Source organism: Mycobacterium asiaticum, from assembly GCF_001673315.1.
Classification (GTDB): Bacteria; Actinomycetota; Actinomycetes; order Mycobacteriales; family Mycobacteriaceae; genus Mycobacterium; species Mycobacterium asiaticum_B.
This window is the reverse complement of record NZ_LZLQ01000123.1, coordinates 1-15064: the sequence shown is the minus strand read 5'-3', so window position 1 is coordinate 15064 and position 15064 is coordinate 1. Positions and strand designations below refer to the sequence as shown.

At 64.9% G+C, this 15064-nt stretch carries 9 protein-coding genes; 8 read left to right on the top strand and 1 reads right to left on the bottom strand.

Features of this window, described 5'->3' with window-relative positions; translation table 11 throughout:
* The first annotated feature begins 1 nt into the window (after position 1).
* From A5636_RS18955 to A5636_RS18920, 8 genes are all read left to right on the top strand, one after another.
* Positions 2–820 (top strand): type III pantothenate kinase, encoded by an 819-nt coding sequence (locus A5636_RS18955; protein ID WP_065160178.1) that lies wholly within the window; start codon positions 2–4, stop codon positions 818–820.
* Positions 821–843: 23 nt separating this feature from the next.
* Positions 844–2391, top strand: a complete 1548-nt coding sequence (lysS, locus tag A5636_RS18950; protein ID WP_081287877.1) for a lysine--tRNA ligase — start codon at positions 844–846, stop codon at positions 2389–2391.
* Between the two features lie 115 nt (positions 2392–2506).
* Positions 2507–2845: a histone-like nucleoid-structuring protein Lsr2 gene (lsr2, locus tag A5636_RS18945; protein WP_036363110.1), complete on the top strand. Its 339-nt coding sequence runs from the start codon at positions 2507–2509 to the stop codon at positions 2843–2845.
* Between the two features lie 307 nt (positions 2846–3152).
* Positions 3153–5684 (top strand): ATP-dependent protease ATP-binding subunit ClpC, encoded by a 2532-nt coding sequence (gene clpC1 / locus A5636_RS18940; protein WP_065160177.1) that lies wholly within the window; start codon positions 3153–3155, stop codon positions 5682–5684.
* A 136-nt stretch (positions 5685–5820) separates the two neighbouring features.
* A complete protein-coding gene (locus tag A5636_RS18935; protein WP_065160176.1) occupies positions 5821–6030 on the top strand; it encodes a CbtB domain-containing protein in 210 nt (69 codons plus the stop codon).
* 17 nt (positions 6031–6047) lie between these two features.
* Positions 6048–6791 (top strand): CbtA family protein, encoded by a 744-nt coding sequence (locus tag A5636_RS18930; RefSeq protein WP_065160175.1) that lies wholly within the window; start codon positions 6048–6050, stop codon positions 6789–6791.
* The gene (locus A5636_RS18925) at positions 6788–7354 is read left to right on the top strand and encodes a histidine phosphatase family protein (protein ID WP_065160174.1); all 567 of its coding nucleotides are present in this window, start codon (positions 6788–6790) and stop codon (positions 7352–7354) included. The genes A5636_RS18930 and A5636_RS18925 overlap by 4 nt, the downstream gene beginning before the upstream one ends.
* Positions 7355–7426: 72 nt before the next feature.
* Positions 7427–14899, top strand: a complete 7473-nt coding sequence (locus A5636_RS18920; protein WP_253900645.1) for a BTAD domain-containing putative transcriptional regulator — start codon at positions 7427–7429, stop codon at positions 14897–14899.
* A gap of 75 nt (positions 14900–14974) precedes the next feature.
* Here the strand turns inward: A5636_RS18920 and A5636_RS27930 are convergent.
* Positions 14975–15064: hypothetical protein (locus tag A5636_RS27930; protein ID WP_437339840.1), on the bottom strand; the 90-nt coding region annotated here is incomplete at its 5' end.

Below are 15064 nucleotides of genomic sequence, written 5' to 3'. Positions count from 1 at the left end.
CGTGCTGCTGGCGATCGACGTTCGCAACACCCACACCGTCGTCGGCCTGCTCTCGGGGGCCAGAGAACACGCAAAAGTGGTGCAGCAATGGCGGATCCGGACCGAATCCGAGGTCACCGCCGACGAGTTGGCGCTCACCATCGATGGTCTGGTCGGTGAGGACGCCGAGCGGCTTACCGGGACCGCGGCGCTGTCCACGGTGCCGTCGGTACTGCACGAGGTGCGCATCATGCTCGACCAGTACTGGCCGACGGTGCCGCACGTGCTGATCGAGCCGGGGGTGCGCACTGGAATTCCGCTGCTGGTCGACAATCCGAAGGAGGTCGGTGCCGACCGCATCGTGAACTGTCTGGCGGCTTTCGACAAGTTCGGCAAGGCGGCCATCGTGGTGGACTTCGGATCGTCGATCTGTGTGGATGTGGTCTCAGCCAAGGGGGAGTTCCTGGGTGGTGCCATCGCGCCCGGTGTGCAGGTGTCCTCTGACGCCGCGGCGGCGCGTTCGGCGGCGCTGCGCCGGGTCGAGCTTGCCCGGCCCCGATCGGTGGTCGGCAAGAACACCGTGGAATGCATGCAGGCCGGCGCGGTTTTCGGTTTCGCCGGACTGGTCGACGGCCTGGTCGAACGGATCCGCGACGACGTCAAGGGCTTCTCGACAGCCGACGACGTCGCTGTGGTCGCCACCGGGCACACCGCGCCGTTGCTGCTGCCCGAACTGCACTCGGTCGAGCACTACGACCAACACCTGACTCTGCACGGTCTGCGGCTGGTGTTCGAGCGCAATCGCGACGCCCAGCGCGGTCGTCTGAAAACCGCCCACTGACGGTCCGGCTAAGCTGGCACGTCGTGAGTGCCGCCGATCGAGACCCCGACCGAGACTCGGACCGAGACCCCGACCGAGACTCAGGCCAGGACCTTCCCGAGCAGTTCCGCATCCGTCGCGACAAGCGCGCTCGCCTGTTGACCGAGGGCCGTGATCCCTACCCGGTTGCCGTGCAGCGGACCCACACCCTGGCCGAGGTCCGCGCCGCCCACCCTGATCTGCCGATTGACACGGCCACCGAGGATGTCGTCGGGGTCGCGGGCCGGGTCGTCTTCGCCCGCAACACCGGGAAACTGTGCTTCGCCACCCTGCAGGACGGCGATGGCGCCCAACTGCAGGCCATGATCAGCCTGGACAGGGTGGGCCAGGAGGCTCTGGACGGCTGGAAGACGGACGTCGACCTCGGCGACATCGTTTTCGTGCACGGCATCGTGATCAGCTCACGGCGCGGCGAATTGTCCGTATTGGCCGATTCCTGGCAGATGGGCGCCAAGGCGCTCCGGCCGCTGCCGGTCGCGCACAAGGAGATGAGCGAAGAGGCCAGGGTGCGGCAGCGTTATGTCGACCTGATCGTTCGTCCCCAGGCGCGGCAGGTGGCCCGGCAGCGGATTGCAGTTATCCGCGCGTTAAGGAATGCACTGGAACGCCGAGGGTTCTTGGAAGTCGAAACACCGATCCTGCAGACGCTGGCCGGCGGGGCAGCGGCCCGGCCGTTCGTCACGCATTCCAATGCGTTGGACATCGACCTTTACCTGCGTATCGCACCGGAACTGTTCCTCAAGCGCTGCATCGTCGGAGGTTTCGACAAGGTCTTTGAACTAAATCGGGTGTTCCGAAACGAAGGCACAGATTCCACGCATTCACCGGAATTCTCGATGTTGGAGACCTACCAGACCTATGCCACGTATGACGATTCGGCGGTGGTCACCAGAGAGCTTATTCAAGAGGTAGCCGATGAGGCGATCGGCACCAGAGAACTCCCGATGCCGGACGGCAGCGTCTACAACATTGATGGAGAATGGGCAACTCTGCAGATGTATTCCTCGCTGTCGGATGCGCTGGGTGAAGAGATCACGCCCGGGGCAACTGTCCAACGGTTACGCGAGATCGCCGGTCAACTCGAGCTGGAGATTCCCGATGATCGTGGTTTCGGACACGGCAAACTTGTCGAAGAACTTTGGGAACATGCCGTCGGCAAGAACCTGACCGCACCCACGTTTGTCAGGGATTTCCCGGTCGAGACAACGCCTTTGACCCGGCAGCACCGCAGCATCCCGGGGGTCACCGAGAAGTGGGACCTGTACCTTCGGGGAATGGAACTTGCCACCGGATACTCGGAATTAAACGATCCGGTAGTTCAACGGGATAGATTCGCCGATCAAGCCCGAGCGGCGGCCGCCGGTGACGACGAGGCGATGCAACTAGACGAAGATTTTCTCGTCGCTCTCGAGTTCGGCATGCCCCCTTGTACCGGCACCGGAATGGGTATCGACCGCTTGTTGATGTGTTTGACCGGTCTGTCAATTAGGGAGACAGTTTTGTTCCCGATTGTTAGGCCGCACACCAACTGAACTGCGAAAGTTGCGCTTGGATTGAGGATCTTCCGTTCCTATGGCAGATTAGTCGACGGGGAGTCTAAAAATACTGGACCTGTAACTGCTCAGGAAGAAACGCGAGGGTAAGCCAATGGCGAAGAAAGTAACCGTCACCTTGGTCGATGATTTCGACGGTGCCGGCGCCGCCGACGAAACGGTCGAATTCGGGCTTGACGGGGTGACCTATGAGATCGACCTTTCCAGTAAAAATGCCGCGAAACTGCGTAACGACTTGAAGCAATGGGTGGCGGCCGGTCGTCGCGTCGGTGGTCGGCGGCGCGGACGTTCGGGTTCGGGTCGGGGACGGGGTGCTATCGACCGCGAGCAGAGCGCCGCTATCCGAGAGTGGGCCCGCCGCAACGGCCACAACGTTTCGACCCGCGGCCGGATACCGGCCGACGTCATCGACGCGTTCCACGCGGCAACGTAGCAGACCATGTAGCCAACCATGTAGTCAACGATTACCGGGTCAACGAATACCGGCGCCCAGGCCGCAACGGCATGGGCGCCGGTTTTTCTTTTCGCTTGGGGCGAACTGATCAACAGCCTGGGTGGGAAACGCATTGGGGTATTTCCTCGTTATTCTGTTGCGCTTCCGCACTGCTGCGCTTGCGAGGGTTAGGAACCCTGGCAGGCCGACCACTACAGTGGTTAGAGGTGCGCTCTGTCGGTCCTGTATCGGCAGATGGTCTGGCAAGACGGAGTACCGAATGGTGAGGGAGAGCAGGTAACAGCGGATGTTCGAGAGATTTACCGACCGTGCCCGCAGGGTGGTCGTCTTGGCTCAAGAAGAGGCCAGGATGCTCAACCACAACTACATCGGCACCGAGCACATTCTGTTGGGTCTTATTCACGAAGGTGAAGGCGTCGCAGCCAAGTCGCTGGAATCGCTGGGCATCTCGCTGGAAGGTGTGCGCAGCCAGGTCGAGGAGATCATCGGCCAGGGTCAACAGGCACCGTCCGGGCACATTCCCTTCACCCCGCGCGCCAAGAAGGTTCTCGAACTGAGCCTGCGTGAGGCGCTGCAACTCGGCCACAACTACATCGGCACCGAGCACATTCTGCTGGGCCTGATCCGCGAGGGTGAGGGCGTGGCCGCGCAGGTCCTGGTGAAGCTGGGCGCTGAGTTGACCCGGGTGCGCCAGCAAGTGATTCAGCTGCTGTCCGGCTACCAGGGCAAGGAAGCCGCAGAGGCCGGCACCGGTGGCCGCGGCGGCGAGTCCGGCAGCCCGTCGACCTCATTGGTGCTCGACCAGTTCGGCCGCAACCTGACCGCAGCCGCCATGGAAGGCAAGCTGGACCCGGTCATCGGCCGCGAGAAGGAAATCGAGCGGGTGATGCAGGTGCTGTCCCGTCGCACCAAGAACAACCCGGTGCTGATCGGAGAGCCCGGCGTCGGCAAGACGGCCGTCGTCGAGGGCCTCGCGCAAGCGATCGTGCACGGCGAGGTCCCCGAGACGCTCAAGGACAAGCAGCTTTACACCCTCGACCTGGGATCGCTGGTTGCCGGTTCGCGTTACCGCGGTGACTTCGAAGAGCGCCTGAAGAAGGTGCTCAAAGAGATCAACACCCGCGGCGACATCATCCTGTTCATCGACGAGCTGCACACGCTGGTCGGTGCTGGTGCCGCCGAAGGAGCGATCGACGCTGCCAGCATCTTGAAGCCGAAGCTGGCCCGCGGGGAGCTGCAGACCATCGGTGCGACCACGCTTGACGAGTACCGCAAGTACATCGAGAAGGACGCTGCTCTGGAGCGCCGCTTCCAGCCGGTGCAGGTCGGCGAGCCGACGGTGGAGCACACCATCGAGATCCTGAAGGGTCTGCGAGACCGCTACGAGGCGCACCACCGGGTGTCGATCACCGACCCCGCGCTGGTGGCGGCGGCCACGCTGGCCGACCGGTACATCAACGACCGGTTCCTCCCGGACAAGGCGATCGACCTGATCGACGAGGCGGGGGCGCGCATGCGCATCCGGCGTATGACCGCACCGCCAGACCTGCGCGAGTTCGACGAGAAGATCGCCGATGCGCGCCGCGAGAAGGAATCGGCGATCGACGCCCAGGACTTCGAGAAGGCCGCGAGCCTGCGTGATCGCGAGAAGACGCTCGTCGCGCAACGAGCCGAGCGGGAAAAGCAGTGGCGTTCAGGCGATATGGATGTCGTCGCCGAGGTGGATGACAACGAGATCGCCGAGGTGCTGGGCAATTGGACCGGTATCCCGGTGTTCAAGCTCACCGAGGCCGAAACCACCCGGTTGCTGCGCATGGAGGACGAGCTGCACAAGCGGATCATCGGCCAGGTCGATGCCGTCAAGGCAGTCTCCAAAGCGATCCGACGTACCCGTGCCGGGTTGAAGGATCCCAAGCGACCCTCCGGCTCGTTCATCTTCGCCGGCCCGTCCGGTGTGGGTAAGACCGAGTTGTCCAAGGCGCTGGCCAACTTCCTGTTCGGCGATGACGACGCGCTCATCCAGATCGACATGGGCGAGTTCCACGACCGCTTCACCGCATCCCGCCTGTTCGGTGCCCCGCCCGGATACGTCGGTTACGAAGAGGGCGGTCAGCTCACCGAAAAGGTGCGCCGCAAGCCGTTCAGTGTGGTGCTCTTCGACGAGATCGAGAAGGCACACCAAGAGATCTACAACAGCCTGTTGCAGGTGCTCGAGGATGGCCGACTCACCGACGGGCAGGGTCGCACGGTCGATTTCAAGAACACCGTGCTGATCTTCACTTCCAACCTCGGCACTTCCGATATCTCCAAGCCGGTGGGGTTGGGCTTCACTCAGAGTGGTGGCGACAACAACTACGAACGGATGAAGCAGAAGGTCAACGACGAGCTGAAGAAGCACTTCCGGCCGGAGTTCCTGAACCGTATCGACGACATCATCGTCTTCCACCAGTTGACTCGCGACGAGATCATCCAGATGGTCGACCTGATGATCGAGCGCGTGGGCAAGCAGCTCAAGGCAAAGGACATGTCGCTGGAGCTGACCGACAAGGCCAAGGCACTGCTGGCCAAGCGCGGCTTCGATCCGGTGTTGGGTGCGCGTCCGTTGCGGCGGACCATCCAGCGTGAGATCGAGGACCAGCTTTCGGAGAAGATCCTCTTCGATGAGATCGGTCCGGGTCAGGTCGTCACCGTCGACGTGGACAACTGGGACGGCGAAGGTCCGGGCGAGGACGCGGTCTTCACGTTCACCGGAACCCGCAAGCCACCGGCCGAACCGGACCTGGCTAAGGCGGGCGCCGGCGGCGAAACATCGGTCTAGTCCAGCCCGTATACACCGCAATTGACGAGCTACGGAATCTGGTGAAATTCCAGAACGGTCGCGCCACTGTCTACAGTCAGACCCGTAGCCGTCACCAGCACGAGTGGGACGCGAGAATCCCAGGAGGAGTTTGATCGTGACGAATTCACCGGCCGCCCGGACTGGCGCGGTTGACCTGTCGGCGGCCAGCGCGGCGCTCTGGCTGGCGGGCGCCGCCTTCCTGGCGCTGCTGGCGATCTACTTCGTCGGCATCGATCAAGGCGCGGTGTCGGTTTTCGGCAGCGACACGCATGTGCACGAATTCTTCCATGACGCAAGGCATTTGCTCGGATTCCCCTGCCACTAGCCGGTCGGGTTGACGCTGTGGAGAAACGCCTGATTGCGCGTGGTCTGCTGGCCGGAGCGGTAGCTGCGGTGGTTGCGTTCGTTTTTGGGCGCCTGGTCGCGGAGCCCGTCATCGGTCGGGCTGTCCACTTTGAGGAACACCGCGCCGGAGCGGCTCCGGGGGTGCACGAGCACGGCGCGGAGTTGTTCAGCCGCTCAGTGCAGGGCAACGCCGGATTGGGTTTCGGTGTATTGCTTTTCGGTATGGCGGTGGGAGTTCTGTTCGCGGTGTTGTTCTGCGTCGGCTACGGCCGGGCAGGAACGGTTGCGGCACGGTCGTTTTCGTTGCGCCTCGCGGCGGGGGCATTCACCGTGCTCTATCTGGCCCCGTTCCTGAAGTACCCGGCCAACCCACCGGCGGTGGGTCAGTCGGACACCATCGGATCCCGCACCCTGTGGTACCTGGTGATGGTGGTGGCTTCCGGGATGCTGGCCATCGCGGCCGTCTGGCTGGCCCGACGGCTGTCGGCGCGGCTCGGCGCATGGAACTCCGGACTCGCGGCGGCCGGCGCCTACGTCATCTCGGTCGCGCTGGTTGCGCTACTTCTGCCGACGGTGGATGAGACACCCGCGAGCTTCCCTGCCGATGTGCTCTACGAGTTCCGCCTGGTTTCGCTCGGCACTCAGCTGGTGCTGTGGACGACCATTGGGCTGGTGTTCGCGGAGTTGGCGGCGCGACTGTTGGGTGAGCGGCCGGAGCGGGCGACGAGCCTCGCGGCGTGACCGGTGCTCTCCGCTTGACGCTGGTCTCGCACGCGATGACCGACGCGATGTCGGCGGGGCGGTTTCCGGCTGATGAACCGCTCAACGAGTTGGGGCGGCGGCAGGTCGAAGCGGTCCGGCTGACCCGAGCCCTGAAACTGCGCGGCGAGGTCCGCCAGCTGGCGGCGCCCGAGCATCGCGCTCAACAGACGGCACAGTTCCTCGGCCTGAGACCGGCGCCCGAGCCGCGACTGGCCGACCTGGACTGCGGTTCCTGGCGCGGACAGACGCTGGACGATCTGGGCAACGAACAGCTAAAGCCGTGGCTCACCAATCCGGCAGCGGCACCGCATCGCGGGGAGTCGGTGCTCGAACTGCGGACGCGGGTGGCCGGATGGCTGGCGGCCGTCGAATCGGCCGACGATCCGACGCAGACGGTCGCCGTCACCCACCCGGCGGTCGTCAGGGCCGCGATCCTGCTGGCCTTGGACGCCCCGCCGGAATCCTTCTGGCGTATCGACGTCGCACCCGTGAGCCGCACTGTGCTGCATTTCCGCGGACCCGGCTGGACCCTGCGGCTCTAGCGGCTTTACCGGATCTTGACCAGGTATTGAATCGCCTTACCCACGATGGTCAATGTGAGTACGCTTCCATCGGTGGAACTGGGGGTTTTGGGGCCTCTCCAGGTCCGGCAGGACGGCACGCCCGTCACAATCCCGGGCGCGAAGCCGCGCGCCATCCTCACGCTGCTCGGGCTGCACAACGGCTCGGTGGTGTCGGCCGACACTCTGATCGAATTGTTGTGGGGCGAGGATCCGCCGCGCACCGCAGCAAAAGCTCTGCAGACTCACATCTCCACGCTGCGCCGGGCACTTGGCGACGGAGTTGTGGTGACGGCGGGTGCGGGTTGGACGCTGAAAGGGTCCGACGTCGACGCATCGCGGTTCAGGTTGGCCGCCAAGCTGGCCCGTGATGCCGCCGCGGCGGGCAACACCAGCGGGGCGGGGGCCCACTTCGAGGAAGCGCTGACGTTGTGGCGCGGAATTCCTGAGCTACCCGATGGGCGGCGTGGGCTATCGGAAAAGACCCGCTGGATCGAGGGCCATGCCGCGGTGGTGGAGGACAGGGCAGATGCATTGCTCGCGACGGGTCGCGCGGCGGAGGTGATCGGCGATCTCGAGTCAGCCGTGGCCGAGGCGCCGTTGCGCGAACGGCGATGGGCGCAGTTGATGCTCGCCCTCTACCGGTCTGGGCGGCAGGGCGAGGCCTTGGCCGCTTACCAACGGGCACGGTCGCTGTTGGCCGACGAACTCGGAATGGATCCGGGTCCGGAGTTGCGCCGGCTGGAGGCCGCGATCGTCGCTCAGGATGTCTCGCTGGATCACATTGCCGAGCAACAACTTTCATCGGTGACCCGTGCGGTTACGTTCCTGCTCACCGACATCGAGGGGTCAACCGCCGCCTGGGAGGCCAACGCCGCCGCCATGGCGGTGGCACTCGCGCGCCACGATGAGCTGGTCCTGCAGGTGGTGACCTCGCGCGGGGGACGACTTATCAAGACGCGCGGCGAGGGCGACGCGACGTTCTCGGTGTTCGACCGGCCATCCGCCGCGGCTGCCGCCGCGGTCGAGTTGCAGGAAGCAATCGGTCATGAGCCCTGGCCGTTGCCAGACCCCATGCGCATTCGCATTGCCCTGCATACCGGTGAGGCAGAGCTGCGCGACGGTGACTATTTCGGACGCGCGGTGAACCGCGCCGCCCGGCTGCGGTCGCTGGCCGACGGTGGCCAGATTCTGTGTTCGGGAGCAACGGCGGAGCTGGTCATCGACACACTGCCGGACGATGTCGACCTTGCGGATCTGGGTATGCGGCAGTTGCGCAATCTCGCGCGACCTGAGCACGTGTTCGAGTTGCGACTTGGGGCCGCCTCCGCGGAGCCGGATCCGCAGCCCAGTGATGCGCCGTTCCAACGACCTGACCTGCCCGCGGTGCTCGTGGGCCCCGGGCCGTTCGTAGGGCGGGGCGCTGAACTCGAACGCCTCCTGGCCGCTTGGCACACGGCGTCGGCGGGTGGTGCGCGCGCGGTGCTGATCGCCGGTGAACCCGGAGTCGGCAAGACGCGCCTGGCCGGTGAATGGTCGCAGCGGGCCTACGACCAAGGGGCGGTCGTGCTGTACGGCCGTTGCGACGAGGACCTCGGCGCGCCCTATCAGCCGTTCGCGGAAGCCCTGCGCTCGATAGCGCCGTGCCTGGGCGCGACGTGCCTGCGGGAGGTGCGCGGCGTCGAAGCATTGCTGGCGCTGGTCCCGGGTCTGACCGATGTCGTGCCCGACCTGGCCAGCCGGCCCCGCTCCGACCCCGACACCGAGCGCTACGCACTTTTTGATGCCGTCGTCGCAATCCTGGAAGTCGCCTCCCAGGCAGCGCCTGTCGTGCTGATCCTTGATGACCTGCATTGGGCGGCGAAGCCGACGCTGCTGCTGTTACGGCATCTGTTGCGCTTCGGTGAGCGGGCCCGGTTGCAGATCGTCGGCACCTACCGCAACACCGATCTCGATCGTTCGCATCCGCTCGCGGCGATGCTCGCCGATCTGCACCGCGACGCCGGGTCGGGCACAGCCAGCCGGCTCAGTCTCGGCGGCCTCGACGAGGACGACGTGACCGCTTATGTGGCCGAAGTCGGCTACGACGACGAGGAACTCGCCCACGCATTGGCCTCGGTCACCGGCGGCAATCCGTTCTTCCTCATCGAGGCCCTGCGTCATGTCGACGAAAGTGGCGGGGTGTGGGACCAGACCACGCTGCCGCAGGGGGTACGCGAAGCCGTCAGCCGCAGACTCTCGCGGCTCCCTATCGAGACCAACAAGGCCCTGGCCGCTGCCGCCGTCGTCGGCAGCCGGTTTGCGATAGATCTGGTTGAGCAGGTGGTGGGCAGCGACCTCGTCGACGCGTTCGACGAAGCGCGCCAGGCCGGCATCGTGATCGAAGAGCCCGGCGGTCATTACCGGTTCAATCACGCCCTGGTCCGCCAGTCGCTGCTCGCCGAGCTGGCGTCGGTGCGGCGGATGCGGCTGCACCAGCGCATCGCCACGACGCTGGAAGCGCGGCCGGGGGCCGACGACGAGTTGCTGGCCGAACTCGCTCACCACTACTTCGAGTGCGCGTGGGCGGGTAACGCCGCCAAGGCCGCGGAATACTGCCGTCGCGCCGCGGACCAGGCCATGGCCAAGCTCGCCTACGAAGGGGCGGCCGACCTGTACGACCACGCTCTGCACGCACTGGAAGAGTTGGACGACGAGTTGCCGGACCGCGACGAGCAGGCCGCGGCGCTACTGATCGCACGGTGCGAGGCGTTGTTCGCCGCGGGTGACATGGCTTCGGCGGCCGGCGCGGTCGCCCAGTTACAGGCGGTGACGGTCGATTCGCCCCGGTTGTCTGCGTGGGCTACCTGCTTCGACGGCCAGCTGTCGATGCTGAAACATCCCGAGCGGTTGGATGAGGTGGAAACCGCGCTTCGGGCTGCCGCGCAGCAACTGGCCAGTTTGGGCGATTCCGCCGGGGAAGCCAAGGCCCACACCGTGCGGGCCGCGTCCCTGGCCCGTCTCGGCAGGATTGCCGATTGCGAGATCGCGCTGGATGACGCCCTCACGGTGGCACGAAACGCGCGTGATCATCGTCGGGTCAATGCGGTTCTGGCGGGGGCGCCGGTTGCCGCGCTCTGGGGTCCGAATCCGGTTCCGCGGGCGGGTGGGCGATGCCTCGACGTGGTGCGGCTGCTTCGGATCACGACCGATTCGCCCGCGGTCGAGGCGACGTCGACTCGGTGCCAGGCGCTTCTGGAGGCCTTTCGCGGCCGTACCGCCGCGGCTCGTCGCATGATCGACTCGGCTCGGCGCACCGTGACCGAACTGGGTTTGCGGCATGCGTTGTTGGAGGTCGAACAGTTCGCCGGCATCGTCGAACTCATCGGCGACGAACCTGAAGCGGCTGAGCCACAGCTGCGTCTGGCCTACAACGGATTTCGTCGGATGGGCCTGGATGCGGACACGGCCGAGACAGCGGCATTGCTCGGTCGCGCATGTCTGGCGCTGAACCGGCATGCCGAGGCGGATGTGCTATGCACGGAGAGTGAGCATCTGGCCGGCCACGCGCTGAAGGCCTCGATCGCGTGGCGTACGCTGCGGGCTCAATTGCTCTCTTGCACAGGAGATTACGGGACGGCTCGGCGAGTAGCCGAGGAGGCCGTGACCCTCGCTGAACGTACCGATGCTCTGGTTGACCACGGTGACGCGTGTCTGACGCTGGCGGCGGTCTGCGGAGCCGCCGGTGACGCCACCGCGGCGCGGACCGCCGCGGAGCGCGCCGTCGGCCTGTATGAACGCAAAGGTGCTGTGGCGCTTGCCGAGAAGGCACGCCGCGTGTTTGGTGAGCCGGCACCGCCGATCGCGGTGGCTCCATCTCAAAACGTGGACGCGGAGCCGGACAACACGTGCACCAGGGCCGTCGGTCGCCTTGTTCTCGCTCTCAACAGTGAGGCATGGAGCGACGTCGAGCAGGTGATCGCGAGTGACGTCGACATTGAAAGTCGCCGGAAAATAGTAGGTTTCACGCGCGATGACCGGTCATCTCGTAGCTGGATCGAGGAGATGGAGCGCCTTCCGCGCGAAATGGGCAGCATGCACTACCGCTTTGGGGTCCTCGCCGTACGGGGCGAGCGCCTCGCCCTCATCCGGCTGAAAGTAGGAACTGCCGACCCAGACCCTGGTGCGCCACAGGACGAGATGCTGCATGTGACGTGCCTCGACGAGGAGGGCCGCATTGGGTGGTCCATCTGGTTCGACGTCGATGACATCGAAGTTGCTCTCGCTGAACTCGATGCTGCGCAAGCTCGGCTTGAGCAGGGCCACGCGCGGCGGCTGGAGAATGCAGCGAGTAAAACGGGCGAGCACATGCGCGCGCACTTCGCGGCTCGCAGTTGGGCCGCCATCGCCGAAATTCTGACCGAAGACATCCGCCTCGACGATCGGCGGCACGTGGTGAACTCCGGCCGGCGTCAGGGTAGGAAAGCCGCGATCGAGGAGCTGCAGTCGACGGCTGGAATCGGGGTCGAAACGGTGACCGCAGAGGTCGTCGCGACCCGCGGCGACCGTCTCGTTCTTTGCCGCACCCAGACATGGGGACGCGACCAACGACCCGAGGCGTTTCACACCGACGTGTTCGACATCATCGAGGTCGACGACAAAGGCTTGGTGCAAGCCCGGGTGATATTTGACCACAACGACTTTGGCGAAGCCATCGCCGAGTTGGACACGCGGTACGCCCGCGGCGAAGCCGCGCCGCACGCGGACACCTGGCGTGCCGTCGCCAAAACGTTCGCCTCGATCAAGCGACACGAACTGCCTGAGGTGTCGCCGGGGTGCGCAACCACTGACCATCGCCGGGTGATTGCGTTGTCGACTGACGAGTCGCGCGTGTACATCGAAAAGGTGCATCGGCTGAGTGATCTCGGCGTCGTCTTTACCTACTCGGGGTTCGGATTTTCGCGCGGTGGGTCAGCTGGCGCGCGGCCGGAGATAGCCGTCTCGTTCGTCGAGAGCGGGATAGTCAACCGGTGCGAGCTATTTGACGAGGTGGACTTGGACTCCGCGATCGCGCGATTCGAGGAACTTCAACCGGACACGCGCCGGCTGGAAAACACCGCAAGTCGGGTGGGTAAGCGGTTCCTGGACTCCTTCGCAGCCGGTGAGTGGGAAGCCGTGGCGGAGTTGCTGGCCGAGAACTTCTCCAACGATGATCGCCGTTCGGTAGTGGGCGCAGGAGTCCGAAGGGGCCGAGAGGCCGAACTGGTGGACTTGCGTGCCATCGCTGACTTGTGGTCGGAATATGTGTCGCTGGTCATTCTGGCGACCCGGGGCGAGCGTCTTGTTCTTGCGCGACTACGCTTTTCGAGCCGCAATGTACGTACTGAGTCCTTTTCGACAGAGGTGCTCGGAATCCTGGAGATCGATACCAACGATCAGATCGTTGCGTGTGTTTTCTACGAACCCAACGATTTCGACGCGGCTATCACCGAGCTCGATGCGCGTTTTCTGGCCGGCGAGGCGGCGCCTTTTGCCGACACTTGGCGGACTATCGCCGGCACCTACCGGTCGATGGGTCGCGGTGAGTTGCCGGCTTTGACGCCCGATGCGCCCGATGTGGTGAACGTCGACCACCGTAGAACCGCGGCAGTCGCGTCTGGGGATCTGGTCGCATACATCCGTGCCGGGTGGGACCTCGAACACGAGCTCCGACCGCACGTTCAGGTGGTGCATCGACTGAACAGCATCGGTGCGGTCGTTACGTACCTGGCGTACGGAGGTTCTCAGGAAGGGTTCGACGCTGAATGGCGAGGGGTTGCTGTCTCCACGGTCGACGGCGACGGGGTCAACCGCTGCGAGATGTACGAGGATGCCGATCTGGATGCCGCCCTTGCGCGGTTTGAGGAATTGCAGCGGCCGCTGCGACGGCTGCACAACACCGCCAGTGAGTCCTGCGCGCGCTTCGGGGCCGCCTTCGCGGCCCGCGACTGGGATGCAATTACGGATACCCTGGCCGACAACGCAGTCACCGACGACCGTCGTCGCGTGGTGAGCGCAGGTATCCGGCACGGGCGCGACGCCGTCATCGCCGATCTGCAGGCGATGGCCGGTCTGGGCGGGACCAACATCGCGTCGATCGTCCTTGCGGTTCGGGGAGAACGGTTGGTGCTGAATCGAACTCGATTCTCGGGCCGGGACCTGCAAACCGATCGTTACGACGCCGAGGCGCTGGTCCTGGTCGAAATCGATTGCGATGGGCGGATGGTGGCCCACATCGCGTTCGACGTCGGCGAGATGGATGCCGCGTTCGCCGAACTCGATGCCCGGTATCTTGCCGGTGACGCCGCGGCGCACCCGCAGGCGTGGGCATGCGTCGCGGGTGCCCTGGCCTGTGTTAATCGGCACATGGTCGCCGAGACCACGCCCGACTTCGTGAACATCGACCATCGGCGCGGCGCGGCGTTTCCGCCCGGTGAGGTGGGTGCATACATCCGTGCCTCGTGGGAGCTGATGCCGAACCGAAAGATCTACGCCGAGAGGGTCCATCGCCTCAGCGACCTCGGAGCCGTCTTCAGCTGGATTGGCTGCGGGACTTCCGAAGAAGGCTTCGACGCCGAGTGGCGGGGAGTCGACATCATTACCGTCGAGGGCGATCTGATTAGCCGGTTCGAGATGTTCGACGAGGCCGACCTCGACACAGCGCTCGAACGATTCGATCAACTCCACCCGCAGCAACCGCAGCCGCGAGACCCGGCGAGCCAACTGATCGCACGCTTCGTAACAAACTTCGCGGCCCGTGACTGGGATGCAATGACCGAGTTGTTCGCCCCCGACTACTACAACGACGATCGCCGTCGTGTCGTGAATGCCGGGGTTCGGCAAGGGCGAGATGCAGCCATCGAAGATCTTCGGGTGAGCACCGAATTGGGTTTGACGACTTCCATTTCGGTGGACCTCGTTGCGGCCCGAGGCAAACACCTGCTGCTCACGAATTTTCATATCTCGGGCCAGGACCCCGAAGCAGTTCAATACGACGTCCTTCAAGTCGTCGAGTACGACGACGCTGGAGCGGTAGCAGCGGCGGTCATGTTCGACATTGATGACATCGACGCCGCCTTCGCCGAACTCGACGCCAGGTACCTCGGTGGTGAAGCGGCCGAACATGCCGACACCTGGTCGCTCGTCATGAGCGGCTATGCCGCGCTCAATCGCCACGAGCTTCCGGCGACGACCGCGGACTGGGTTGATCTCGATCATCGCCCGGTGGTAGCGGTCGCAGAGGGTGACTTGGGCCGATCGTTGCGTGCCGTATGGGAACTCGCGCCGCGTGCCACTACTCGCGTCGAGGCAGTGCATCGATTAGGCAGTCTGGGAGCGGTGGTCACCCACACCGTGCAGGCGACCACGCGTGACGGCATGGACGCCGAGTGGCGGGATGTCGTGCTAATTACGTTCGCCGGCAACAAGATAAGTCGCTGCGAAGTCTTCGACGAGTCGGACCTGGGCGCGGCACTCGCACGGTTCGACGTGCTGGTTCTCTCGCCTTAACGTGGCGTGCCGCTACCGGCGAGGCGTGAGGCGTTTCCTTCTCGGCGTCACGGTGGTCGGCCCGGGTCGCCGGGGCTAGTTGTTGGTGGGTGGTGGTTGGGGTTCGTAGGGGGTGTACCACCACCAGTCGGCGCGTTCGCCGAGGGGTCCGGGACACGGTGGGAC